Source organism: Nocardia bhagyanarayanae (assembly GCF_006716565.1).
In the GTDB taxonomy this organism is placed as follows: Bacteria; Actinomycetota; Actinomycetes; order Mycobacteriales; family Mycobacteriaceae; genus Nocardia; species Nocardia bhagyanarayanae.
Genome location: NZ_VFPG01000001.1, coordinates 4,183,589 through 4,207,886, shown reverse-complemented (window position 1 = coordinate 4,207,886; position 24,298 = coordinate 4,183,589). Strand labels below are relative to the sequence as shown.

Below are 24,298 nucleotides of genomic sequence, written 5' to 3'. Positions count from 1 at the left end.
AGTTTCGGTGATCAGGCGCCGATCGCGGCGAGCTCGGCCTCGATGGCCGTCTCGAGCCGCTCCCGGACCTCGGGGACCGCGATCTTCTGGATGATCTCGTGGAAGAAGCCGCGCACCACCAGGCGGCGGGCGGCGTCCTCGGGGATGCCGCGGGCGCGCAGGTAGAACAGCTGCTCGTCGTCGAAACGGCCGGTGGCCGAGGCGTGTCCGGCCCCGAGGATCTCACCGGTCTCGATCTCCAGGTTCGGCACCGAGTCGGCGCGCGCGCCGTCGGTGAGCACCAGGTTGCGGTTCACCTCGAAGGTGTCGGTGCCCTCGGCGGCCGCGCGGATCAGCACGTCGCCGACCCAGACCGTGCGGGCGTCGCCCTTGGGCGAGTGGGGATCGCCTTGCAGCGCGCCCTTGTACAGCACGTTCGACTTGCAGTGCGGCACGGCGTGATCGACGAGCAGGCGCTGCTCGAAGTGCTGGCCCGCGTCGGCGAAGTAGAGGCCGAGCAGTTCGGCGTCGCCGCCGGGGCCGTCGTACTTCACGGTGCCGGTCAGGCGCACCAGATCGCCGCCCAGGGTCACCGCGGTGTGCCGCAGGGTGGCGTCGCGGCCCAGCGTGGCGTGGTGGGCGGTGGCGTGCACGGCGTCGTCGGCCCAGTCCTGGACCGCGACGACGACCAGCTTGGCGCTGTCGCCGAGCACGAATTCCACGTTCTCCGCGTAGGTTCCGCTGCCGCGCTGGTCGATGACGACGGTGGCGACGGCGAAGTTCCCGAGGCGAATCTGCAGGTGACCGAACGCCGTCTTGCCCTCGCCGGGACCGGTGATGGTGACGGTGATCGGCTCGGCCACTTCGGTTTCCGAGCCGACCGACACGATGGTGGCCTGTTCGAAACCGGAGTACGCCTGCGCCGCGACGCGATCGGCGGGGACACCGCCCTGGCCGAGGCGGGCGTCGGCGCGGTCCACCGTCTCGACGGTGACGCCCTCGACCGGCGCGACCTCGACCTGCGCCTTGCCGTCACGGGTGGCGGTGCCGTCGTGCAGGCCGCGCAGGCGGCGCAGCGGGGTGAACCGCCACGCCTCGTCCTTCGCGTGCGGAACTTCGAAAGCGTTCACGTCGAACGAAGTGAAGACCTCGCCCTTGTTGATCGCTGGAGTACGAGCCTCAGCGGCTTCGGCAACGTTCTCGACGGCCATCAGCCGACGGCTCCTTCCATCTGCAGTTCGATCAGGCGGTTGAGTTCCAGCGCGTACTCCATCGGGAGTTCCTTGGCGATCGGCTCGACGAAGCCGCGCACCACCATCGCCATCGCCTCGTCCTCGGTGAGGCCGCGGCTCATCAGGTAGAACAGCTGATCCTCGGAGACCTTCGAGACGGTCGCCTCGTGGCCCATGGTCACGTCGTCCTCGCGGATGTCGACGTAGGGGTAGGTGTCCGAGCGGCTGATCGTGTCGACCAGCAGCGCGTCGCACTTCACGGTCGACTTCGAGCCGTGCGCGCCCTTGTTGACCTGGACAAGGCCGCGGTAGGACGCCCGGCCGCCGCCGCGCGCCACCGACTTCGACACGATGGTCGAGGAGGTGTGCGGCGCCAGGTGCAGCATCTTCGCGCCGGTGTCCTGGTGCTGGCCCTCGCCCGCGAACGCGACCGAGAGGACCTCGCCCTTGGCGTACTCGCCGGTCATCCAGACCGCCGGGTACTTCATGGTGACCTTGGAGCCGATGTTGCCGTCGATCCACTCCATGGTCGCGCCCGCCTCGGCCTTGGCCCGCTTGGTGACCAGGTTGTAGACGTTGTTCGACCAGTTCTGGATGGTGGTGTAGCGGCAGCGGCCGCCCTTCTTCACGATGATCTCGACGACCGCGGAGTGCAGCGAGTCGGACTTGTAGATCGGCGCGGTGCAGCCCTCGACGTAGTGCACGTAGGCGCCCTCGTCGACGATGATCAGGGTCCGCTCGAACTGGCCCATGTTCTCGGTGTTGATGCGGAAGTAGGCCTGCAGCGGGATGTCGACGTGCACGCCGGGCGGCACGTAGATGAACGAGCCACCCGACCACACGGCGGTGTTCAGCGCGGAGAACTTGTTGTCGCCGGCGGGGATCACCGAGCCGAAGTACTCCTGGAAGATCTCCGGGTGCTCGCGCAGACCGGTGTCGGTGTCCAGGAAGATCACGCCCTGGGCCTCCAGGTCCTCGCGGATCTGGTGGTAGACGACCTCGGACTCGTACTGCGCGGCGACACCGGCGACCAGCCGCTGCTTCTCCGCCTCCGGGATACCGAGCTTGTCGTAGGTGTTCTTGATGTCCTCGGGCAGGTCTTCCCAGCTCTCGGCCTGCTTCTCGGTCGAGCGCACGAAGTACTTGATGTTGTCGAAGTCGATGTCGCCGAGGTTGGAGCCCCAGTTCGGCATCGGCTTACGGTCGAAGATGCGCAGCGCCTTCAGCCGCTGTTCGAGCATCCACGGCTGTTCGTTCTTCTTGGCCGAGATGTCGCGGACGACAGCCTCGGACAGGCCTCGTTGCGCGCTGGCACCGGCCACATCCGAATCGGCCCAGCCGTAACCGTATTTGCCCAGCGAAGCGATGGTCTCTTCCTGGGTGAGCGGTTGCACCTGGTCGGTGGTCGTCGTCATTCGGCACTCCTTCCGGAGTCGTTCGTTCGTACCGTCGCGGGCTGTGCGGCGGCTGGGTGTGAAGCTTTGGAATTGGTAATCGGTAATACGAGCGGCACGTGCGTGGTGCACGCGCAGTCGCCGTTGGCGATCGTCGCGAGCCGCTGCACGTGGGTGCCCAGCAGATCGCGGAACGCCTCGAGTTCGGCCTCGCACAGCTGCGGGAATTCCTCGGCGACGTGCGCGACCGGGCAGTGATGCTGGCAGATCTGCACGCCCGCGCCCACTTTGCGGGTGGACGCGGCGAACCCGGCGTCGGTGAACGCCTCGGCGATCTCCTCGGCCTTGGCCTCGGTGGTCTCCGGGGTGTGCTCCCCCACGGGTTCGATCCCGGCCACGATAGTGCGTGCCCGTTTGCGAGCGAACTCGGCGATGGCCTGGTCGCCGCCGATCTCGCCGAGCTGGCGGATCGCCGCGCCCGCGAGGTCGTCGTACGCGTGCCCGAGCTTGCCTCGACCGGCCGCAGTCAGCTGATACTGCTTGGCCGGACGGCCGCGCCCCTTCTGCTGCCACGGCGCGGACCGGCTGGCCCTGGCCTGCCCCGAATCGATGAGGGCGTCCAGGTGGCGGCGCACGCCTGCCGGGGCGAGCCCCAGCCTGTTGCCGATCGCCGTCGCGGTGATCGGCCCCTCCTCCAGCAGCAACTGGACGATGGCGGCGCGGGTGTGATGTCCTTCGGCCCCGACCGTGGCGATGGCAGCGGACGGCGCGGCACCGGTCTTGCGACCGGACCTCTCGTCGTTCTTCCGCAAACCCACGGTTTTCACAACATCAGTGTGGCGGAATTCGTTCCCGAAATCTAATAAGGGTGCCCTGAGTGGAACAGGGCTCGACCTGCGTCGAGGGACGACCGGCAACGCCTCTTCCCGCACGAGACAAGAGTCGCGATTCAGCAAACCCGACGCCGCCGCGCCGCCGCCCCGGGGGCTCGAATCGCCTCGACCTGGCACTTCCCGCTGAGACCTGCGTCTACATCCGTCGGCCCGGCGGCGAGGACATCGCGCTCCCATGCCGCCGCACCGGCGCTTCGATGCGAGGACCGGCCCGGCTGCGACATTGGCCACACTCGCTTCGGGCACCTGGGAATTACGTACATACGGCTTTCGAGGCCGAGGTCAGCCTTCGCTCCGGCCGTGCGCGGACTATTGACGGACTGCCTCCGGCAGCGCCCACTAGGCGTACCTCCGCCTTCGCTCCGGCCATGCGCGGACTATTGACGGACTCCGTCCGGCAGTGCCCACTAGGCTGCGTCTCGTGGCGGTACTGGAGGGCGCGCGGCGCAAGGCAGTGGTATTCGGGCGCCGGGCACTCGGTCTCGATGTGCCCGCGGCCGATCACACCATCGCGGTGTTGCACCGCGACGAATCCGAGGTGCCCGAACTCGACCGCAGAGAGCTGGTCCAGCTCGACCGCATCCGGCTCATGGGCGCGACCGGCACGGTGCTGATGGCGATCAGCGCGCTGGGCATCGGCGCGCAGCCGGTGCAGCAGAATCCCACCTCCGGCATGCGGGTGCTCGGTATCTTCGCCAGGGCGCACACCGGATCGCTGGCGATGTGCATGATCGGCGCCGTCGTCGTGGTGCTCGCGTGGCTGCTGCTCGGCCGTTTCGCGGTCGGCGGCATCGGCGGCTCCCCGCGGCACCGGCTGACCCGCTCCCAGCTCGACCGCACCCTGCTGCTGTGGATCGTCCCGCTCAGCGTCGCACCGCCGCTGTTCAGCAACGACGTGTACTCGTACTTGGCGCAGAGCGAGATCGCGGCGCGCGGCATCGATCCCTACAAAGAGGGGCCGGTCGCCGGTCTCGGGATCGACAACGTCCTCACCAACAACGTCCCGACCATCTGGCGGGACACGCCCGCCCCGTACGGGCCGCTGTTCCTCTGGATCGGCCGCGGCATCGCCGAATTGACCGGGGACAACATCATTCTCGGCGTCTGGGTGCACCGGGTGCTCGCGCTGGCGGGTGTGGCCCTGATCGTCTGGGCGCTGCCGCGGCTGTCCGTCCGCTGCGGCGTCGCCGGGGTGAGCGCGCTGTGGCTCGGCGCGGCGAATCCGCTGGTGCTGTTCCACCTGGTGGGCGGCGTGCACAACGACGCGCTGATGATCGGCCTGATGCTGGCGGGACTGGAGTTCGCGCTGCGGGCGATCGAGGACACCCACCCGTTCGACGGCCGGGCCTACGCGCTGCTCATCGCGGGTGCGCTGCTCATCTCGCTGTCGTCGACGATCAAGATCACCTCGATCATCGCGATGGGCTTCGTGGGGATGGCGCTCGCCCGACGCTGGGGTGGCGGCTGGCGACCCGTGCTGGCGGCGGCCGCGATGCTCGGCGCGATAGCCCTCGGCACCACGCTCGTGATCAGTTCGGCGAGCGGTCTCGGCTTCGGGTGGATCCACACCCTCAACACCGCGAGCGCCGTGCGCAGCTGGATGTCGTTGCCCACCGCCCTCGGCATCATCACCGGCTTCGGCGGCGTGCTGCTCGGCCTCGGCGATCACACCACCGCGCTGCTCAGCATCACCCGCCCCATCGCCGCCGCGGCCGCGGCGTTCGTGACGCTACGCATGCTCGTCGCCACCGGCACCGGACGGCTGCATCCGGTCGGCGCGCTCGGCGTCTCCCTCGGCGCCATCGTGCTGCTGTTCCCAGTCGTGCAGCCCTGGTATCTGCTGTGGGCGATCGTGCCGCTCGCGGCGTGGGCGACCCGGCCCGTGTTCCGTGTGCCTGCGGTGGCGTTCTCCGCCGTGGTCAGCGTGCTGCAGATGCCGCGCGGCGCCGATCTAGAGGTGTTCCAGATCGTGGGCGCCGCCATCGCCACCGTCATCGTCGGCGTGCTGTTCATCGTGATCACGCGTAACTCGCTGCCGTGGCGCGCTCAGCCGGGGGTGTCGGCTCCGTCACAGCAGCCGACGTCTTACGGTGTCTCTTCGTGACCGCTGCCTCCGGACCCGCCGTTAGCGTCGACGGCGTCGTCAAGCGTTATGGCGAGACCACCGCGGTCGACGGCCTGACCTTCGATGTCGAACGGGCGCAGGTGCTCGCGCTGCTCGGGCCAAACGGCGCCGGGAAGACGACGACCGTCGAGATGTGCGAGGGTTTCGTGCGCCCCGACGCGGGCGCGGTGCGGGTGCTCGGACTCGATCCGATCGCCGATTCGGACCGGCTGCGTTCCCGCATCGGCGTCATGCTGCAGGGCGGCGGCTCCTATCCCGGCGCGCGGGCGGGCGAGATGCTCGACCTGGTCGCCGCGTACTCCGCCGACCCGCTCGACCCGCAGTGGCTGCTGCGCACCCTCGGGCTCCAGGACAATCGCCGCACACCGTACCGGCGGCTCTCCGGCGGCCAGCAGCAGCGCTTGGCGCTGGCCTGCGCGCTGGTCGGCCGGCCGGAGATCGTGTTCCTCGACGAACCCACCGCGGGCCTGGACGCGCAGGCGCGGCTGATCGTGTGGGAGCTGATCGACGCGCTGCGCCGCGACGGCGTCACCGTGGTGCTCACCACGCACATGATGGACGAGGCCGAGCAGCTCGCGGATCAGCTCGTCATCATCGATCACGGACGCATCGTCGCCTCCGGCACGCCCGCCGAGGTGACCGCGCACGGCGCCGCCGGGCAGTTGCGCTTCACCGCGCCGCCCAAACTGGACCTGAAACTGTTGAAAACCGCGCTCCCCGAGGGTTTCTCGCCGCGGGAGACGTCGCCGGGCTCGTACCTGGTGGAGGGCGAGATCGACCCGCAGGTGCTGGCCACCGTGACCGCGTGGTGCGCGCGGCTGAACGTGCTTGCCACCGACATCCGGATCGACCAGCGCCGCCTCGAGGACGTCTTCCTGGAACTGACCGGACGGGACCTACGCGGATGACTCAGCCAGAACCGACCGCCAACCGCTTCGCGCCGGGCACCTTCGCGCCCGATCCGCGTCCCACCACCCGCACCGCCATGCTCGCCGCGCAGACCCGGCTCGAGCTGATCCTGTTGCTGCGCAACGGCGAACAGCTGCTGCTGACCATGTTCATCCCGATCACGCTCCTCGTCGGGTTGACGCTGCTGCCGTTCGGCGGTCTCGGTCAGGACCGGGTGGACAAGATCGTGCCCGCCGTGATGATGGTGGCGGTCATGTCCACCGCCTTCACGGGGCAGGCCATCGCCGTCGGTTTCGACCGCCGCTACGGCGCGCTCAAACGCCTCGGCGCCACCGCGCTGCCGCGGTGGGGCATCATCGCGGGCAAGAGCGCCGCGGTGCTGATCGTCGTTGTCCTGCAGGCGATCCTGTTGGGCGCCATCGGTTTCGCGCTCGGCTGGCGGCCGGGTCCGGCCGGGCTGCTGCTCGGCGCGGCGGTGATCGCGCTCGGCACCGCCACGTTCGCCGCGATGGGCCTGCTGCTCGGCGGCACGCTGAAGGCCGAGATCGTGCTGGCGCTGGCCAACATCCTGTGGTTCGTCATGCTCGGCATCGCCAGCGTGGTGTTCGCCTCCGACGACCTGCCGACCGCCGTGAACGTGCTCGCCAGGCTGGTGCCCTCCGGCGCGCTCGCGGTCACCCTGGAACACGCGCTGCGCAGCAGCGTCGACTGGTTCGGCCTCGCGGTGCTCGCGGGGTGGGGCGTGGTCTCGGGCGTACTGGCCGCGCGCTGGTTCCGATTCGAGTGAGCGTCGGTACAAACGACGGTATGTAGTAGTCCGGGTGCGGTGGCCCGATCGCCGGTCGCTACCATCGTTGCGTGCTGTATCGCGCATTCCTGCGACTCGTCGACAAGCTCCCGCTCCCCTCGCTGCGGGCGCAGCGGCTGATCGCGCTCGCGGTCGTGCTCACCCAGGCGGGCATCGCGGTCACCGGCTCGGTCGTCCGGGTCACCGCCTCCGGCCTCGGCTGCCCGACCTGGCCGCAGTGCTTCCCCGGCAGCTTCACCCCGATCGGCGTGTCCGAGGTGGCGGTCGTGCACCAGGCCGTCGAATTCGGCAACCGGCTGCTGACCTTCGTGGTCTCGCTGTTCGCCGGGCTGATCGTGCTCGCGGTGACGCGCGCGCGGCGCAGGAACGAAGTGCTGCTCTATGCCTGGCTGATGCCGGGCGGCACCGTGGTGCAGGCGATCATCGGCGGCATCACCGTCCGTACCGGTCTGCTGTGGTGGACGGTCGCGGTGCATCTGCTGGCGTCGATGCTGATGGTGTGGCTGGCCACGGTGCTCTACGCGCGCATCTGCGAGCCGGACGACGGCGTCCAGACCATCCAGGCGCCCGCGCCGCTGCGTTGGCTGACCGCGTTGAGCGGTGTCGCGCTGGCCGGTGTCCTGATCGCGGGCACCCTGGTCACCGCCGCCGGACCGCACGCGGGAGACAAGAGCATCGAACGACCGGTCGAGCGGTTGCAGATCGAGATCGTCACGCTGGTGCACCTGCACTCGCAGCTGCTGATCGGTTACCTGGCGCTGCTGGTCGGCCTCGGTTTCGGACTGTTCGCCGTCGGCATCTCCCGCACGGTGCGCACCCGCCTGTTCGTGCTGCTCGGCGTGGTCTGCGCGCAGGCGCTGGTCGGCGTCGTCCAGTACTTCACCGACGTTCCCGCCGCGCTGGTCGTCACCCACGTGGCCGGGGCCGCCGCGTGCACCGCGGCGACCGCCGCCCTGTGGGCCGCGCTGCGCACCCGCGAACCGGTGCCCGCCGTCGCGCCCGACCCGGCGATTCAGTCCGCCTGATCCCGTGCGGTTCCCGACGGAACCGCACGGAAACGGCGTGGGTGATCAGATCACCGACGGCCGCGTCAAGCTGGACCAGAGCGGATCGCCTTGGGCGGCGAGCCGATTCGCGATCTCGGCGCGCGCGTCGGTGACGCCGCTGGTGCCCGAGACGCAGAACGCGGTCTCGGCGACGGTGAGCAGCTTGATGTTGACCATGCGGATCCCCGACAGCGGACCCGCGACGGCGTCCGGGAAACCTTCGTCTGTCAGGCCCAGTAGCACGGTGACCAGCCCGTTCTCGTCGACGTAGCTTCCCGCGGCCTCCGGAGGAAAATCCAAGCCGGGTAGCGAGATCGACAGCGTCCCATAGTGTTCCAGGTTGCTGGTGAAGCGGAATCCGTGCTGGGAGGCGGTGTGCGCGACCGCCGTCACCACCTGCCCGAGCCAGGAACCCATCACGTCGGCGAACGGCGCGTCCGCCGGAATGCCGGTGGCTGCCGCGTAGACCTCGACCTCGATGCCGTTGGTGGGCTCGGCGTCCGACCAGGTGGTGGGGAACGACAAGCCCATGCTGGTCACCACCAGCCCGTACTGGCGGCGCACCACCCGGTAGCTGGGGTGATCGATGCTGGGCGGCTCCGGCTCCTGCACGCCCATCTGGGCCCAGATCTCGGCCGGGATGAATCTCGATTGGTAGCGCGGGGCCGACACCTCCGGATCGAGTCGCCCCCACGCGTTCCAGACATCGTCGTGCAGCGCCCACATCTGGGCCTCGTACCGCTCGTGGATGTCCGGTTCGTCCATTTCAGTCACGCCGCGACGCTACCGACGCCCCCGGACACGGGGCAAAACCGCGCGGCGCGCCTCGATGGGCGACTCGGCTGCCACGATGGAGGAGCGGAGCGGACACAGCCGAGACGACCACCGACGGAAGCCCAGCGCCTGAAGAAAGACACCGCGTCCTGAAAAAGACCAGCGTCGATACCACCGGAGGGCAGCGAGATGACCAGGTTCGCCTATCAGCAGTCCATCGTCGTCGGCGTCGACGGCAGCCGATCGGCCCTGGCGGCCGCGCGCTGGGCGGGCGCCGTAGCCGCGCGCGAGGGCGTGCGGCTGGTCGTCCTGAGCATCGTGCCGACCATCGACTACCGGATCACGGCCGCGATCGTCGCCGACGCCGACATCCTGCCGACGCTGCGGTTCGTGGCGAAGAAGCACGCCGCGGCCGCGGTCGACGCGGTGCGCGCCGATCAGCCCGACTTGGAGATCACCCAGACGGTGGTGGAGGGCGTGCCGGGCGACGAACTCGTCGAGGCGAGCGCGACCGCGCTACTGCTGGTGGTGGCCGCCACCGCCGACGACCGGATCACCACCCTGCTGCTCGGTTCGACGGCGCTGCGGGTCGCCAACAAGGCGCATTGTCCGGTGGTGGTGTGGCGCGGCGACGTGGACAAGCCGCTGCCCGACGACCGCCCGGTGCTGGTGGGCGTGGACGGCAGCCCCGGCGGCGAGGCCGCGGTCGGACGGGCCTTCGAGATGGCCGCACTGCTCGGCGTGCGGGTCGTCGCGCTGCACGCCTGGAACGACCCGGATCTGTTGCAGTGGACGCCGGTGCCCGACGCCTGGGAGGTCCTGGCGCAGCAGGAGCAGAAGCTGTTGAGCGAGCGGCTCGCCGGATGGTCGAGCCAGTTCCCCGACCTCCAGGTCGAGAAGCTGGTGTTGCAGAGCCCGGCGACCCGCGCGCTGCTCGAGCACGGCGCGGACGCTCAGCTCGTCGTCACCGGAAGTCAGGGCCGCAACCGGCTCACCGGCCTATTGCTCGGCTCGACGAGCCAGAACCTGCTGCATCACGCACCGTGCCCGGTACTGGTGGCCCGCGCCGCGTCCTGAGACGGGCCGGGCCGCCGCGTCACTTCTCGTTGCGCGCCTTGGGGAAGCGGGTCTGGCGGGCGACCCAGCCCGCCATCTGCGCCCAGTGGCTCTTGCGCGGGGTGACGACGGAGGTGAGCTCGCGGTCCCACTCGTCGGCTTCGGTCAGGCCGTCGACGACCTCGACCAGTCGCTTGGCGGTGGGCAGGTCGGCGACGACGCGGTCGCCGAGGATGCCGTCGGCGCCGACCAGGGTGACGCGCACGCCGATGCGGCCGATCGGCTGCAGGACGGCCGTGGCCGAGCCACCGTGATCGGCGAGGAATCCCTTCACCGAGTCGACGAGGGAACTCGACACCTTCACGGGGGCCGGGGCGGTCTCAACGCTCATGCGTGCGAGTTTACCGACCGGTAGGACGCCGTCCAGACGCGGCGGGTGTAGAACTGAATGTCATGCGCGCCATTCAGGTTTCCGAACACGGTGGTCCCGAGGTCCTGCGGTACACGGAGGTCGAGGAGCCGAGCATCGGGCCGGATCAGCTGCTGGTGACCACCGAGGCGATCGGCGTCAACTACATCGATACCTACATTCGCACGGGCACCTATCCGCAGCCGGTCCCCTACGTGCCCGGCTCCGAGGGCACCGGCGTCGTGTCGGCGATCGGCTCCGGCGTCACCGAGTTCGCGGTGGGTGATCGGATCGCGTGGGCGGCCGCGCCCGGCAGCTACGCCGAGCGGGTCGTGGTCCCCGCCGCCGTCGCGATCCCGGTGCCGGACGGCGTCGATCCCCCGGTCGCCGCGTCGGCGCTGCTCCAGGGCATGACGGCGCACTACCTGATCGAGTCGATCTACCAGCCGGAACCCGGTGAGACGGTGCTGGTGCACGCGGGCGCGGGTGGTGTCGGCCTGATCCTGACCCAGTTGGCCGCGGCCCGGGGCGCGCGGGTCATCACGACCGTGTCCTCCGACGAGAAGGAGACGCTCTCCCGCGAAGCGGGCGCGGCGGAGGTGCTTCGCTACGGCGACGACCTCGCCGATCAGGTCCGCAAGCTGACCGACGGTGTCGGTGTGGCGGCGGTCTACGACGGTGTCGGCAAGTCCACCTTCGACGCGAGCCTCGCCTCGTTGCGCGTGCGCGGCACGCTGGCGCTGTTCGGCGCCGCCAGCGGCCCGGTCCCGCCGTTCGACCCGCAGCGCTTGAACGCCGGTGGCTCACTGTTCCTGACCCGTCCGTCACTGGCGCACTACACCCGCGATCGCGCCGAATTGCTGTGGCGCGCGGGCGATGTTCTCGCGGCGCTGGCGAACGGCACGCTGCGCATCCGGGTCGGCGCGACCTATCCGCTCGCGGAAGCCGAACGGGCGCACCGTGATCTGGAGGGACGCAAGACCACGGGCTCGATCGTCCTGCTGCCCTGAGTCGCCCGCCGAGACTTCCGGGCTCAGTAGTCCCGGCCGGTCAGCCCGCGGTAGACGAAGCGGGTCAACCCTTCCACGGCTTCGTCGTCGTCCAGCTCGACGTTGCCGTCCTCGACCGCACCGAGCAGCGCCTGGGTGAGCAGGAACATCATGGCGAGACTCGCGTCCGGCGTGCTCGGCAGCCGTAACCCCGCCGCGGCGATACCGTCCAGATGGTCGGCTATGTCGGCGCGCTGATCCTTCGCGAACTGCCCTGCGCTGCGGCCGAATTCGGCGTCGACGAGGGCCGCCTGCTCGACCGCGCGCAGCACCGCGACGTGCTCGCGCGCGAAACGCCAGTACCCCTCGATGTGATACCGGACCGCCTCGGGACGGCTGAAATCCGGTTCGTGGCCCTCCGCTTCGGCGCGCTCGTCGCCTGCCTCCGCCATATCGCGCAACAGCGCCGTGAGCAGGTCTTCCTTGCTCGCGAAGTGGTTGTAGAAGGAACCCGCCGCCCGTCCGGCGGCGGCGGTGATGTCGGTGATCTTGGTGTTCAGATATCCGCGTTCGGCGAAGACCCGCAGCGCGGCCGCCTTGAGCGCCTGCTCCGTCTCGGCCGACCTCTCTTTGCGGCTCGTCGCCACCGTGCCACCTCCTTGACAGCACAACGTACCAACACCAATACTGAATACCGATTCAGTGAATTTCAATTCAGTTATGGAGCCATCGTGCACGTACTCATCGCGGGAGCCGGACCGACCGGCCTCACCCTCGCCATCGACCTGGCCCGCCGCGGCGTGCCGGTGCGCATCGTCGACCAAGCCGCCGAATTCTTCGCGGGGTCCCGCGGCGACGGCATCCAGCCGCGCACGCTGGAGGTGTTCGACGATCTCGGCGTGCTCGACGCCGTACTCGCTGCGGGCGCGCCCATGCCGGTGCTGCGCGCCTACCTCGGCGGCGAGTTCGCCGGGGAACGCCGGATGGCCGAACCCGTCGCTCCGACGCCGGCTGTCCCCTACCCGAACGGGTGGACGCTCGGACAATCACGAACCGAGGCGATCCTGCGCGACCGGCTCGCCGAGTTCGGGGTACGCGTGGAGACCGGCACCCCCCTGGTGTCGTTCGAGCAGGACGACGACGGCGTCACCGCGCTCCTGGACCGCGACGGCGCGCGGGAGACCGTGCGTGCGGCGTACCTCGTCGGCGCCGACGGCGGCCGCAGCACGGTGCGCAAGCGATCGGGCATCGCGTTCGAGGGCAGCACCGACGACTCCCTCCGCATGCTGCTCGGCGACGTGCGCGCCGACGCCCTCGACCACGCGTACGGCTACTGGTTCGCCGCCGACGCCGAGCGTCCGATGGAGGGCATCGTGCTGTCGCCGCTGCCCGGCGGCGCGCACTTCCAGGTCGCCGCGCCACTGACCGAGAACGCCGAGCCGACGCTCGCGCTGCTCCAGCGCTACGTCGACCACCACAGCGGCCGCACCGATATCGTGCTCACCGACTTGGCCTGGGTGACCGTCTGGCGACCGAACATCCGGCTGGCCCAGTGCTTTCGGGACCGGAGGGTGTTTCTCGCCGGCGACGCCGCGCACACGCACCCGCCCACCGGCGGCCAGGGCATGAACACCGGCATCCAGGACGCCTACAACCTCGGCTGGAAGCTCGCCGCCGCACTCGACGGCGACGAATCCGCGCTCGACAGCTACGAATCCGAACGTCGGGCGGTGGCGGCGCGGGTGCTCGGTCTCAGCACCGCGCTACTGGACAAGCTGACCGAGGGCGACGACGACGCGCTCGAGCGCGGCGAGGAGACGCGGCAGCTGGACATCAGCTACCGCGCGCCCGGCGATCACCGGGCATTGGCGGTGGGCGACCGCGCGCCCGACGCGCCGGTGAAGGACGCCGACGGACACCAGGTGCGGCTGTTCGATCTGTTCCGCGGACCGCACGCGACGCTGCTCTGCTTCGGCGCGACCGGCCCGCTGCCCATCGAGCCGGGCGCGCGGAGTTACGCCGTGCTGCGCCCCGGCGCCACGACCGCCGAACCGCACGTGGTCGATGTCGACGGGCACGCGTTCTCCGCGTACGCGGCCCTCGACGGCGAGCGCGTCCTCGTGCGTCCCGACGGATATCTCGGCCGCCGCGACTGAGCGCACGAGTCCGGGCGCTTACCCGAAGAAGCTTCCGATGGTCTCCCAGCCGAGCACCGAGTCCACCGCCAGACCGCAGAACACCACGGCCAGGTAGTTGTTCGACTGGAGGAACAGCCGCAGCGGCTTGACCGATTCCCCGCGCCGCACGCCCGCGTACAGCTGGTGCGCCATGAGCAGGAACCACGCGCCCGCCACCAGCGCCACCGCGGCGTAGAGCACGCCGGTGGCCGGCACCAGCGCCAGCGTGGTGAGCACGGTGAGCCAGGTGTAGACGACGATCTGCTTGGTCACCGTGCGCTCGGTGGCGACCACCGGCAGCATCGGCACGCCGGCCGCGCGGTAGTCCTCCTTGTAGCGCATGGCCAGCGCCCAGGTGTGCGGCGGCGTCCAGAAGAAGATGACGCCGAACAGCGCGATCGCGGGCCAGCCGATGCCGCCGGTGACCGCCGACCAGCCGACCAGAGCGGGCATGCAGCCCGCCGCGCCGCCCCAGACGACGTTCTGCGAGGTGCGCCGCTTCAGGCCGAGGGTGTAGACGAAGACGTAGAACAGGATGGTGACGACGACGAGCGCGCCTGCCAGCAGGTTCGCCTGCCACCACAGCCAGGCGAAGGAGCCGATGCCCAGCGCGACGCCGAAGACGAACGCGTTGCGGGTCGGCACCGCCTCCCTGGCCAGCGGGCGCTTGGCGGTGCGCTTCATCACCTTGTCGATGTCCGCGTCGGCCACGCAGTTGAGCGTGTTGGCGCTTGCGGCGCCCATCCAGCCACCGAACAGGGTGGCCAGGATCAACGGCATGTTCACGTCGCTGCCGCGATCGGCGAGCAGCATCGTCGGAATCGTGGCGACGAGCAGCAGCTCGATGACGCGCGGCTTGGTCAACGCGATGTAGGCGAGCACCCGTCGCATCAGCCGGGACGGTAGGCCGGGACCAGTGAAACGGTCGGCAAGCACCGTCGCGGAGGAGCCGTGTGCGCCATTGCCACCCGGCTGTTGCCCAATCCGCACTGTCTCTCCTCGCACGCTGTGCATCGCATCCGGCAATGGAACGAGCAGCTCGCTCGAACCCGCTGTCACGGATGCGCGAGCGCCGGACGTCCGTCCGCCTCGGCGCCCTACAGCCGAATGCGGCGCGGCTACTACTACAGAGGATGGTAGACCCCCGCCGACATCGCTCCGCCGCGAGCCCCGCCCGGCGCGAGGCCCCGGCGCCCCGTCGGTGCGCCAGGACACAGTCCGCTATCAGCCCGCGCACTGCCGCGGCCGAGTCCTGGATGCGCCGTTAAAGCGGGTTCCCGGCATGGCGCCCAGCGGGCACATCTAGGGTGGTTGGATACACAACCGGTATGCATGCCACAGCTGCCGTGCGTTCCCACCGCCGCTACCAACACCGCCGTCGACGAGACCAATGTCAGGAGAACCTCGGTCGTGTCAGTCACAGACGACATCCGCGCCCTCACTCAGCCGAACTACCCGGACGACTGGACGGATCTGGACACCAAGGCCGTCGACACCGTCCGCGTCCTAGCCGCCGACGCGGTGCAGAACACGGGCAACGGTCACCCGGGCACCGCCATGAGCCTGGCCCCGCTGGCCTACACCCTGTACCAGCGCGTGCTGCGCCACGACCCGAGCGACCCGAGCTGGGTCGGCCGGGACCGTTTCGTGCTGTCGTGCGGCCACTCCAGCCTCACCCAGTACATCCAGCTCTACCTGACCGGCTTCGGTCTGGAACTGGACGACCTGAAGAACCTGCGCAAGTGGGGCTCGCTCACCCCGGGCCACCCGGAGTTCCGGCACACCGACGGCGTCGAGATCACCACCGGCCCGCTTGGCCAGGGTCTGGCCTCCGCGGTCGGCATGGCGATGGCGGCCCGCCGCGAGCGCGGCCTGTTCGATCCGGCCGCCGCGCCGGGCACCAGCCCCTTCGACCACTTCATCTACGTGGTGGCCTCCGACGGCGACCTCGAGGAAGGCGTCACCTCCGAGGCGTCCTCGCTCGCGGGCACCCAGCAGCTGGGCAACCTCGTGGTGATCTACGACGACAACCGGATCTCCATCGAGGACGACACCACCATCGCCTTCACCGAGGATGTTGCCGCGCGCTACGAGGCCTACGGCTGGCACGTGCAGACCGTGCAGGGCGGCGAGGACGTCGTCGCGATCGAGGCCGCCATCGAGGCCGCCAAGGCCGAGACCGGCAAGCCCTCGATCATCGTGCTGCGCACCGTGATCGGCTACCCGGCCCCGAACAAGATGAACACCGGCGCCTCGCACGGCGCGGCGCTCGGCGCGGACGAGGTGGCCGCCACCAAGAAGATCCTCGGCTTCGATCCCGAGCAGAGCTTCCAGGTGGACGATGCCGTCATCGCGCACACCCGCAAGGCCGTCGAGCGCGGCAAGGCGGCGCACGCGGCCTGGCAGCAGCAGTTCGACGCCTGGGCCGCCGCCAACCCGGAGAACAAGGCGCTGTTCGACCGCCTCGTCGAGCGCAGGCTGCCGGAAGGCTGGACCGCCCACCTGCCGGTGCACGAGCCCGACCCCAAGGGCATGGCGACCCGCAAGGCGTCCGGCAAGGTGCTCGCCGCGCTGGCCGACGTGCTTCCCGAGCTGTGGGGCGGCTCGGCCGACCTCGCCGAGTCCAACAACACCACCATGCCCGGCCAGCCGAGCTTCGGCCCCGAGTCGATCTCGACCGGCATGTGGAAGGCCAACCCGTTCGGCCGCACCCTGCACTTCGGTGTGCGCGAGCACGCGATGGGTTCGATCCTCAACGGCATCGCGCTGCACGGCCCGACTCGCCCCTACGGCGGCACCTTCTTGGTGTTCAGCGACTACATGCGCCCGGCGGTCCGCCTCGCGGCGCTGATGCGGGTGCCCGCGATCTACGTGTGGACCCACGACTCCATCGGCCTCGGCGAGGACGGCCCGACCCACCAGCCGATCGAGCACCTCGCCGCGCTGCGCGCGATTCCGGGCCTGAACGTGGTGCGTCCCGGTGACGCCAACGAGACCACCTACGCCTGGCGCACCATCCTCGAGCGTGAATCGGCCGAGAACGCCTCGCACTTCTCGGTGTCGGAGATGCCGCACCAGGACGGCCCTTCCGCGTTGGCGTTGACCCGTCAGGATCTGCCGATCCAGGAGGGCACCAGCTACGAGGGCGTCGCCAAGGGCGGCTACATCCTGGCCGAGGCGTCCACCGGAACCCCGCAGGTGATCCTGATCGCCACGGGCTCGGAGCTGCAGCTCGCCGTGGCCGCGCGCACTACGCTGGAGGCGCAGGGCATCGGCACCCGGGTGGTCTCGATGCCGTGTGTGGAGTGGTTCGACGCGCAGGACAAGGCTTACCGGGACGAGGTGCTTCCGCCCGCGATCCGCGCGCGCGTCGTCGTCGAGGCCGGTATCGCGATGCCGTGGCACCGGTTCGCCGGTGACGCGGGCGAGATCGTGTCCATCGAGCACTTCGGCGCCTCGGCCGATTACAAGACCCTGTTCCGCGAGTTCGGTATCACCGAAGACGCGGTCGTTGCCGCCGCGCAGCGCACGCTCGACAACGTGAAGGGATAAGACCTCATGGCACAGAACGAAAACCTCGCCGCGCTGGCCGCGGCGGGCGTCTCGGTGTGGCTCGACGATCTGTCGCGGGACCGGATCCAGTCCGGCAACCTGGCCGAACTGGTCGCGACCCGCAGCGTCGTCGGCGTCACCACCAACCCGACGATCTTCCAGGGCGCGCTCAGCCAGGGCCACGCCTACGACGCGCAGGTGAAAGCGCTTGCCGCGCAGGGCGCGGACGCCGACGCGGCGATCCGCACCATCACCACCGACGACGTGCGCGCGGCCTGCGACGTGCTGGCCGGGGTGTACGAGTCCTCCGGCGGCGTGGACGGCCGGGTCTCCATCGAGGTCGACCCGCGGCTGGCCTTCGACGCCGAGAAGACCGTCGCACAGGCCATCGACCTGTGGAAGACGGTGGACCGCCCCAACCTGTTCATCAAGATCCCCGCGACCGAGGCGGGCCTGCCCGCCATCACCGCGGTGATCGCCGAGGGCATCAGCGTGAACGTCACGCTGATCTTCTCGGTGGCGCGCTACCGCTCGGTGATGGGCGCCTACCTGGACGGTCTGCGCAAGGCCAAGGGCGCGGGCTACGACCTGGCCAAGATCCATTCCGTCGCTTCGTTCTTCGTGTCCCGGGTGGACACCGAGATCGACAAGCGGCTGGAGGCGATCGGCTCCGAGGAGGCGCTGGCGCTGCGCGGCAAGGCCGGTGTGGCCAACGCCCGCCTGGCCTACGCCGAGTACCAGGACGTGTTCGCCGGCGGCAAGCACACCTCCACCTACTCGCACCTGGCCTCGGTCGGCGCGAACCGGCAGCGGCCGCTGTGGGCGTCGACCGGCGTCAAGAACCCGGACTACCCCGACACCCTCTACGTCACCGAGCTGGTCGCCCCGAACACCGTGAACACCTTGCCGGAGAAGACGCTCGAGGCGGTCGCCGACCACGGCGAGGTCCGCGGCGACACCGTCAGCGGCACCGCGGCGGAGGCCAAGGAGGTCTTCGACAAGCTCGCCGCGGTGGGCGTCGACCTGGACGACGTGTTCGACGTGCTCGAGCGCGAGGGCGTCGACAAGTTCGAGAAGTCCTGGGAGGAACTGCTTTCCGCCACCGCCGAGGAGTTGGGCGCAGCGTCGTCGGCCGGGGGCAACTGAATCCCATGGCAGGCACGGCCACAACGTCGGCAGTCTGGAAGAACCCACTCCGCGACGAGCGGGACAAGCGGGTGCCGCGGATCGCGGGACCCTGCAGCATGGTCATCTTCGGTGTCACCGGTGACCTGTCCCGCAAGAAACTGATGCCCGCCATCTACGACCTGGCGAACCGGGGGCTGCTGCCCCCGGGTTTCGCGCTGGTCGGTTTCGCGCGGCGCGACTACGCGGACGAGGACTTCGCCGCGGTCGTGCTCGACGCGGTGAAGGCGCACGCCCGCACGCCCTTCCGCCAGGAGGTCTGGGACCACCTGGCGGAGGGAATCCGGTTCGTGCAGGGCACCTTCGACGACGACGCCGCCTTCGCCAAGCTCGCCGACACCCTCGGCAGGCTGGACAAGGAGCGCGGCACCGGCGGCAATCACGCCTTCTACCTGTCGATTCCGCCGAACATGTTCCCGGTGGTGCTCGACCAACTCTCCGAGCACAAGCTCGCGCAGCCGACCACCACCGACATCGCCGGGCGCAAGCCGTGGCGGCGGGTGGTGATCGAGAAGCCGTTCGGGCACGACCTGGACAGTGCCGTCGAGCTCAACGCGCTGGTCAACCGGGTGTTCCCGGAGGAGACGGTGTTCCGCATCGATCACTATCTCGGCAAGGAGACGGTGCAGAACATCCTGGCGCTGCGCTTCGCCAACCAGCTGTTCGACCCGATCTGGAACGCCAACTACGTCGACCACGTCCAGATCACCATGGCCGAGGACATCGGCCTCGGCGGCCGCGCGGGCTACTACGACGGCATCGGCGCGGCCCGCGACGTCATCCAGAACCATCTGCTGCAACTGCTCGCGCTCACCGCCATGGAGGAGCCGATCAGCTTCGAGCCCAAGCAGTTGCAGACCGAGAAGATCAAGGTGCTCTCGGCGACCAAACTGGTGGAGCCGCTGGAGGAGACCACGGCGCGCGGGCAGTACTCGGAGGGCTGGCAGGGCGGCGAGCACGTCGTCGGCCTGCTCGACGAGGAGGGTTTCGACCCGCAGTCCAAGACCGAGACCTACGCGGCGATCACCCTCGAGGTCGACACCCGGCGCTGGGCGGGCGTGCCGTTCTACCTGCGCACCGGAAAGCGCTTGGGCCGCAGGGTGACCGAGATCGCGGTGGTCTTCAAGCGGGCGCCGCACCTGCCCTTCGATCAGACCATGACCGAGGAACTGGGTCAAAATGCACTCGTGATCCGTGTGCAGCCGGACGAGGGCATCACCATGCGCTTCGGCTCGAAGGTGCCGGGCTCGGGCATGGAAGTGCGCGACGTCAACATGGATTTCAGTTACGGCGAGGCGTTCACCGAGTCCTCCCCCGAGGCCTACGAACGCCTGATCCTCGACGTGCTGCTCGGGGTGCCGTCGCTGTTCCCGGTGAACGCGGAGGTCGAATTGTCCTGGCGCATCCTGGATCCGGTGCTCGAGCGGTGGGCGGCGGACGGCACACCCGATCCGTATCCCGCGGGCACGTGGGGTCCGGCCTCGGCCGACGAGATGCTCGAGCGCACCGGCCGGGAATGGCGGCGCCCGTGATCATCGACATGCCCGACACCACGACCGGCGCGGTCACCAAGCGCCTGGTGCAGCTGCGCGAGAGCAACGGCGTCATCACCATGGGCCGGGTGCTCACCCTGGTGGTGTGCACGCTGGACAGCTCCGAAGCCGAGGACGCCATCGACGCGGCCAACGACGCCAGCCGCGAACACCCTTGTCGCGTGGTGGTTCTCGCGCGCGGCGACCGCGAGGCCGAGACCAAGCTCGACGCCCAGATCCGGGTGGGCGGTGACGCGGGCGCGGCCGAGGTGATCGTGTTGCGTCTGCAGGGCGAGCTGGTGAGCCACGAGAGCAGCGTCGTCATCCCGTTCCTGCTGCCCGACACCCCGGTGGTGGCGTGGTGGCCGCGGGGCGCGCCGGAGTTCCCGTCCAAGGACTCGGTGGGACGACTGGCGACCCGGCGCATCACCGACGCCACTTTCGCCGCCGACCCGCAGGCGACGATCAAGAAGCGGCGCGGCTCCTACGCCTCGGGCGACACCGACCTGGCGTGGAGCCGGATCACCTACTGGCGGGCGCTGCTCGCCGCCTCGCTGGACGAGCCGCCCTTCGAACCGGTCGAGTCGGTGACCGTGTCGGGGCTGCGCGACGAGCCCGCGCTGGACATGCTCGCCGGCTGGCTGGCCGCCCGGCTGGGCTGCCCGGTGCGCAGGCGCACGGGCGCCCTGCGGGTGGAGGTGAACCGACCGTCGGTGTCCATGGCCATCGAACGCCCGCAGACCGGGCGCACCGCGACGCTCACCCGCACCGGTGATCCCGATCAGCGAATCGCCTTGGCGCGGCGGGAGACTCGCGACTGCCTCGCCGAGGAACTGCGTCGGCTCGACGCCGACGAGATCTATCACGAAGCCCTCGCCGGAATCGAGAAGGTGACCTATGAGTGAGACTCCCAGCGACACCGTAGAGGTCCACCCAGACGCCGACACGCTCGTCGCCGCGGCGGCCGCCCGCTTCGTGCAGGTGGTGACGGCCGCGCAGGCCGAGCGCGGCTCCGCGTCGGTGGTGCTGACCGGTGGCGGCACCGGCATCGCGATGCTCGAGCAGGTGCGCAAGTCGCCCGGCGACATCGACTGGTCGCGGCTCGACATCTTCTGGGGGGACGAGCGTTTCGTTCCCGCGGGTGATCCCGAGCGCAACGAGTTGCAGGCCAGGCAGGCGCTGCTCGACCATGTGCCGGTCGATCACGCCAGGGTGCACCCGGTGGCGACGTCCGACGGCGAGTACCCCGATCCGGTCGAGGCCGCGGCCGAGTACTCGGCGGCGGTGCACGCCCACCTCGCCGAGCACGGCGCGTTCGACGTGCACCTGCTCGGCATGGGCCCCGACGCGCACATCAACTCGCTGTTCCCGGGCACCGACGCGGTGCGCGAGGAGCACGAACTCGTTGTCGCCGTGACGAATTCCCCCAAGCCGCCGCCGGTCCGCGTCACGCTGACGCTGCCCGCCGTGCGGCGCTCGCGGCACGTGATGCTGGTCGTCGCCGGGGCCGGCAAGGCCGAAGCGGTCGCCGCGGCGGTCGGCGGCGCCGAGCCGATCGACATTCCCGCCGCGGGCGCGGCCGGGCAGGAATCCACCACGTGGTTACTGGATAGAGAAGCCGCGAGCGCGCTGCGCTGAGTACATTCGAACGCTGAGTACGTCGAACGCCGAGCGCGTTCATCGCACTCAGCGCTTTCGACAACGGAGGTCGGGTGCCGCACCTGCTCGTCGACGACCCCACCGGTGGCTCGACGCACCGGCGGCGTGGCCGCGCGGCCCGCGCCGGTCACCCCTGCTCGCCGCGCACGGGGCAGCGATGAGCGGGGTGTCGCCGGAATCCGGCGCGAATCCGGCACGAGCTTTGGACGAGCGGTTCCGCGCCGAGATCGGCACGCTGGCGCCGCGGCATGTTCGCGACGAGAACCTCGGACCCGGCATCTCCCCGGACATGCTGTGGGAGCTCTTCGACGCGCAGGCCACGAGCAGGCATCTCGATCTGGCGGCGCGCGCGCTCGGCGTGGCCAAGCGCGGCTACTACAGCATCGGCTCGTCCGGCCACGAGGGCAACGCGGCGCTCTCGGTCGCCACGCGGGCCACCGATCCGGCGCTGCTGCACTATCGGTCGGGCGCGTTCTTCGTGCACCGCGCGCGCCGGGTGCCGGGGCTGGATCCGATCCGCGACGTGCTGCTCGGCGTTGTCGCCGCGGCGGTCGACCCCATCTCCGGCGGCAGGCACAAGGTCTTCGGCAGCAAACCGGCGCACGTGATCCCGCAGACCTCCACCATCGCCTCACATCTGCCGCGGGCGGTCGGGCTGGCCTTCGCGATCGACCGGGCGGCGCGGCTCGGCATCCCCTCGGAATGGCCGCGGGACTCGGTGGTGCTCTGCACTTTCGGCGATGCCTCGGCCAACCACTCGACGGCCGCGGGAGCCGTCAACACCGCGATGCACACCGCGCACCAAGGGATTCCGGTGCCGATCCTGTTCGTCTGCGAGGACAACGGTATCGGCATCAGCGTGCCGACGCCGCCGGAGTGGATCGAGCACGCGTACGGTACACGACCCGGCCTGGCCTACTTCGACGCCGACGGCTGCGATCCGATCGACGCGCTGACCGCGTCCGAACGCGCCGTGCGCTGGGTGCGCGAGCAGCGCAAGCCCGCGTTCCTGCGGCTGCGCACGGTGCGGTTGCTCGGCCACGCCGGTTCGGACATGGAGACCGCGTATCGCCGTCCCGCCGACATCGCGGCCGATCTGGTGCGTGACCCGGTCGTCGCGACGGCCCGGGTGCTCGTCGAACGGGGGCTGTCCAAGCCGGACGAGGTCGTCGCGCTCTACGACGAAATCGGGCACCGGGTGACCGCCATGGCCGAATTGGTCTGGCGCGAACCCAAACTGACGTCCGCGGCGGCCGTCACCGCGCCCTTGGCGCCCGCGCACCCGGAGGCGGTCCGGGCCGACGTGCTGCGCGCCGGGACGTCCGGGGCGCCGCAGCGCGCCGACCACGCTTCCGATGCACCCCCTGGCCGGACGGCGGTGCACGACCAGGCGGATTCGCGGTCCGAGGCGCCCGGCACGGCATCCCGGTACGGCGCGCGTCTCACGGGTCCGGACCGTCGCACGACCCGCACCACCGCGTCCGCGAGCGAACCCGCGACGACCGTCGCGCAGGCGATCAATCACACCCTGGCGGACCTGCTCGCGCGCGACCCCGACGTGCTGGTGTTCGGCGAGGACGTCGGCCGCAAAGGCGGCGTGTACGGCGTCACCAAGTGCTTGCAGAAGCGTTTCGGCGCGCGCCGCGTCTTCGACACGCTGCTCGACGAACAGAGTGTGCTCGGCACCGCGCTCGGCGCCGGGCTCGCCGGTTTCGTCCCGATTCCGGAGATCCAGTACCTCGCCTACCTGCACAACGCGGCCGACCAGTTGCGCGGCGAGGCGGCCACCCTCCAGTTCTTCTCGCACGGCCGCTACCGCAATCCGATGGTGGTGCGGATCGCGGGGCTCGCCTACCAGAAGGGCTTCGGCGGACACTTCCACAACGACAATTCCGTTGCGGCGCTGCGTGACATCCCCGGGCTGGTGATCGCGGTGCCGTCTCGCGCCGACGACGCGGCGGCGCTGCTGCGCACCTGCGTCTCGGCGGCGCGGGTGGACGGACGGGTGTGCGTGTACCTCGAACCCATCGCGCTGTACCACACCAAGGACCTGCATCCTGGAGACGGTGCGTGGTCGGCCCCCGCCGCCGGGCCGCACGTGGAGATCGGCCGCGCCCGCGTCTACGGCGACGGCGGCGACCTCACGATCGTGAGCTTCGGCAACGGCGTACCGATGAGCCTGCGGGTGGCGGACCGGCTCGCGTCGCGCGGTGTCCGAGCCCGCGTGCTCGACCTGCGTTGGCTGAGCCCGCTGCCGGTCGCCGATCTGCTCGCGCACGCCCGCGCGACCGGCCGCGTCCTCGTCGCCGACGAAACCCGCCACAGCGGCGGCGTTTCGGAATCGGTGTGCACCGCGCTGATCGACGCCGGTTTCGCCGGTCGCGTCGCGCGGGTGACCAGCACGGACAGCTTCGTCCCGCTCGGGCCCGCGGCGGACACCGTCCTGCTGGACGAGACCGGCATCGAGAAGGCCGCGGCGGAGCTGCTCGCCGACTAGACAGGTTCCGGGCGGATCCGCGTGTTCGCGGTTCGACTGGCGGCGGCGGGAAATACCCTGGACAAAGCAATGGTGACCGCGG

The 24,298-nt window shown here is 70.1% G+C and carries 20 protein-coding genes; 13 read left to right on the top strand and 7 right to left on the bottom strand.

Annotated elements, in window-relative coordinates:
• Window positions 1–11: 11 nt before the first annotated feature.
• From sufD to FB390_RS18005, 3 genes are read right to left on the bottom strand one after another with little or no spacing between them, the layout of a single operon-like run.
• Window positions 12–1,190 carry a Fe-S cluster assembly protein SufD gene (gene sufD, locus FB390_RS18015; RefSeq protein WP_141809976.1) on the bottom strand — a complete coding sequence of 393 codons (1,179 nt, stop codon included), beginning with the start codon at window positions 1,188–1,190 and terminating at the stop codon, window positions 12–14.
• Entirely contained in the window at window positions 1,190–2,626 is a 1,437-nt protein-coding gene (gene sufB / locus FB390_RS18010) for a Fe-S cluster assembly protein SufB (protein ID WP_141809975.1), read from the bottom strand. Before sufB ends, sufD begins: the two co-directional genes overlap by 1 nt.
• Entirely contained in the window at window positions 2,623–3,432 is an 810-nt protein-coding gene (locus tag FB390_RS18005; protein WP_141809974.1) for a helix-turn-helix transcriptional regulator, read from the bottom strand. Before FB390_RS18005 ends, sufB begins: the two co-directional genes overlap by 4 nt.
• A gap of 487 nt (window positions 3,433–3,919) precedes the next feature.
• On the opposite strand from FB390_RS18005, the gene mptB reads away from it, so the two are divergent.
• The 4 genes from mptB to FB390_RS17985 all read left to right on the top strand — a co-directional run bounded on the left by mptB (window position 3,920) and on the right by FB390_RS17985 (window position 8,365).
• Complete coding sequence (gene mptB, locus FB390_RS18000; protein WP_141809973.1) at window positions 3,920–5,602, top strand: polyprenol phosphomannose-dependent alpha 1,6 mannosyltransferase MptB; 1,683 nt, start codon at window positions 3,920–3,922, stop codon at window positions 5,600–5,602.
• Window positions 5,599–6,531 (top strand): ABC transporter ATP-binding protein, encoded by a 933-nt coding sequence (locus tag FB390_RS17995; RefSeq protein WP_097244418.1) that lies wholly within the window; start codon window positions 5,599–5,601, stop codon window positions 6,529–6,531. Before mptB ends, FB390_RS17995 begins: the two co-directional genes overlap by 4 nt.
• Window positions 6,528–7,319 (top strand): ABC transporter permease, encoded by a 792-nt coding sequence (locus tag FB390_RS17990; protein ID WP_141809972.1) that lies wholly within the window; start codon window positions 6,528–6,530, stop codon window positions 7,317–7,319. The genes FB390_RS17995 and FB390_RS17990 overlap by 4 nt, the downstream gene beginning before the upstream one ends.
• A 71-nt stretch (window positions 7,320–7,390) precedes the next feature.
• Window positions 7,391–8,365 (top strand): COX15/CtaA family protein, encoded by a 975-nt coding sequence (locus FB390_RS17985; RefSeq protein WP_141809971.1) that lies wholly within the window; start codon window positions 7,391–7,393, stop codon window positions 8,363–8,365.
• A 45-nt stretch (window positions 8,366–8,410) separates the two neighbouring features.
• Here FB390_RS17985 and FB390_RS17980 read toward each other — a convergent pair whose 3' ends face one another.
• Window positions 8,411–9,160, bottom strand: a complete 750-nt coding sequence (locus tag FB390_RS17980) for a hypothetical protein (RefSeq protein ID WP_141809970.1) — start codon at window positions 9,158–9,160, stop codon at window positions 8,411–8,413.
• Window positions 9,161–9,349: 189 nt separating this feature from the next.
• Between FB390_RS17980 and FB390_RS17975 the strand changes: the two genes are divergently transcribed.
• Window positions 9,350–10,237, top strand: a complete 888-nt coding sequence (locus FB390_RS17975) for a universal stress protein (protein ID WP_141809969.1) — start codon at window positions 9,350–9,352, stop codon at window positions 10,235–10,237.
• 19 nt (window positions 10,238–10,256) lie between these two features.
• Here the strand turns inward: FB390_RS17975 and FB390_RS17970 are convergent, their stop codons facing one another.
• Window positions 10,257–10,607: a hypothetical protein gene (locus FB390_RS17970; protein ID WP_141809968.1), complete on the bottom strand. Its 351-nt coding sequence runs from the start codon at window positions 10,605–10,607 to the stop codon at window positions 10,257–10,259.
• Window positions 10,608–10,669: 62 nt separating this feature from the next.
• On the opposite strand from FB390_RS17970, the gene FB390_RS17965 reads away from it, so the two are divergent.
• Complete coding sequence (locus FB390_RS17965; protein ID WP_141809967.1) at window positions 10,670–11,635, top strand: quinone oxidoreductase family protein; 966 nt, start codon at window positions 10,670–10,672, stop codon at window positions 11,633–11,635.
• Between the two features lie 23 nt (window positions 11,636–11,658).
• Here the strand turns inward: FB390_RS17965 and FB390_RS17960 are convergent, their stop codons facing one another.
• Complete coding sequence (locus FB390_RS17960; protein WP_141809966.1) at window positions 11,659–12,261, bottom strand: TetR/AcrR family transcriptional regulator; 603 nt, start codon at window positions 12,259–12,261, stop codon at window positions 11,659–11,661.
• 84 nt (window positions 12,262–12,345) lie between these two features.
• Here FB390_RS17960 and FB390_RS17955 point away from each other — a divergent pair, with 84 nt between their 5' ends.
• Complete coding sequence (locus FB390_RS17955; protein ID WP_246124081.1) at window positions 12,346–13,770, top strand: FAD-dependent monooxygenase; 1,425 nt, start codon at window positions 12,346–12,348, stop codon at window positions 13,768–13,770.
• Between the two features lie 18 nt (window positions 13,771–13,788).
• Here the strand turns inward: FB390_RS17955 and FB390_RS17950 are convergent, their stop codons facing one another.
• The gene (locus FB390_RS17950) at window positions 13,789–14,781 is read right to left on the bottom strand and encodes a heme o synthase (protein ID WP_425465870.1); all 993 of its coding nucleotides are present in this window, start codon (window positions 14,779–14,781) and stop codon (window positions 13,789–13,791) included.
• Window positions 14,782–15,201: 420 nt separating this feature from the next.
• Here FB390_RS17950 and tkt point away from each other — a divergent pair, with 420 nt between their 5' ends.
• The 6 genes from tkt to FB390_RS17920 all read left to right on the top strand — a co-directional run bounded on the left by tkt (window position 15,202) and on the right by FB390_RS17920 (window position 24,216).
• Window positions 15,202–17,343, top strand: coding sequence for a transketolase (gene tkt, locus FB390_RS17945; RefSeq protein WP_141809964.1), 2,142 nt, complete (start codon window positions 15,202–15,204; stop codon window positions 17,341–17,343).
• 6 nt (window positions 17,344–17,349) lie between these two features.
• On the top strand, window positions 17,350–18,489 hold the full coding sequence (gene tal, locus FB390_RS17940) for a transaldolase (RefSeq protein ID WP_141809963.1): 1,140 nt from the start codon (window positions 17,350–17,352) through the stop codon (window positions 18,487–18,489).
• A 5-nt stretch (window positions 18,490–18,494) separates the two neighbouring features.
• Window positions 18,495–20,060: a glucose-6-phosphate dehydrogenase gene (zwf, locus tag FB390_RS17935; RefSeq protein WP_141809962.1), complete on the top strand. Its 1,566-nt coding sequence runs from the start codon at window positions 18,495–18,497 to the stop codon at window positions 20,058–20,060.
• Window positions 20,057–20,965 carry a glucose-6-phosphate dehydrogenase assembly protein OpcA gene (gene opcA / locus FB390_RS17930; RefSeq protein WP_141809961.1) on the top strand — a complete coding sequence of 303 codons (909 nt, stop codon included), beginning with the start codon at window positions 20,057–20,059 and terminating at the stop codon, window positions 20,963–20,965. The genes zwf and opcA overlap by 4 nt, the downstream gene beginning before the upstream one ends.
• Window positions 20,958–21,698 carry a 6-phosphogluconolactonase gene (gene pgl, locus FB390_RS17925; RefSeq protein ID WP_141809960.1) on the top strand — a complete coding sequence of 247 codons (741 nt, stop codon included), beginning with the start codon at window positions 20,958–20,960 and terminating at the stop codon, window positions 21,696–21,698. Before opcA ends, pgl begins: the two co-directional genes overlap by 8 nt.
• A gap of 178 nt (window positions 21,699–21,876) precedes the next feature.
• Complete coding sequence (locus FB390_RS17920) at window positions 21,877–24,216, top strand: thiamine pyrophosphate-dependent enzyme (protein WP_141809959.1); 2,340 nt, start codon at window positions 21,877–21,879, stop codon at window positions 24,214–24,216.
• Window positions 24,217–24,298: the final 82 nt, after the last annotated feature.

Coding starts and splice junctions, on each gene's coding strand:
- sufD (WP_141809976.1), bottom strand. CDS start 1,190: ATGGCCGTCGAGAACGTTGCCGAAGCCGCTGAGGCTCGTACTCCAGCG.
- sufB (WP_141809975.1), bottom strand. CDS start 2,626: ATGACGACGACCACCGACCAGGTGCAACCGCTCACCCAGGAAGAGACC.
- FB390_RS17990 (WP_141809972.1), top strand. CDS start 6,528: ATGACTCAGCCAGAACCGACCGCCAACCGCTTCGCGCCGGGCACCTTC.
- FB390_RS17975 (WP_141809969.1), top strand. CDS start 9,350: ATGACCAGGTTCGCCTATCAGCAGTCCATCGTCGTCGGCGTCGACGGC.
- FB390_RS17970 (WP_141809968.1), bottom strand. CDS start 10,607: ATGAGCGTTGAGACCGCCCCGGCCCCCGTGAAGGTGTCGAGTTCCCTC.
- FB390_RS17965 (WP_141809967.1), top strand. CDS start 10,670: ATGCGCGCCATTCAGGTTTCCGAACACGGTGGTCCCGAGGTCCTGCGG.
- tal (WP_141809963.1), top strand. CDS start 17,350: ATGGCACAGAACGAAAACCTCGCCGCGCTGGCCGCGGCGGGCGTCTCG.
- zwf (WP_141809962.1), top strand. CDS start 18,495: ATGGCAGGCACGGCCACAACGTCGGCAGTCTGGAAGAACCCACTCCGC.
- pgl (WP_141809960.1), top strand. CDS start 20,958: ATGAGTGAGACTCCCAGCGACACCGTAGAGGTCCACCCAGACGCCGAC.
- FB390_RS17920 (WP_141809959.1), top strand. CDS start 21,877: ATGAGCGGGGTGTCGCCGGAATCCGGCGCGAATCCGGCACGAGCTTTG.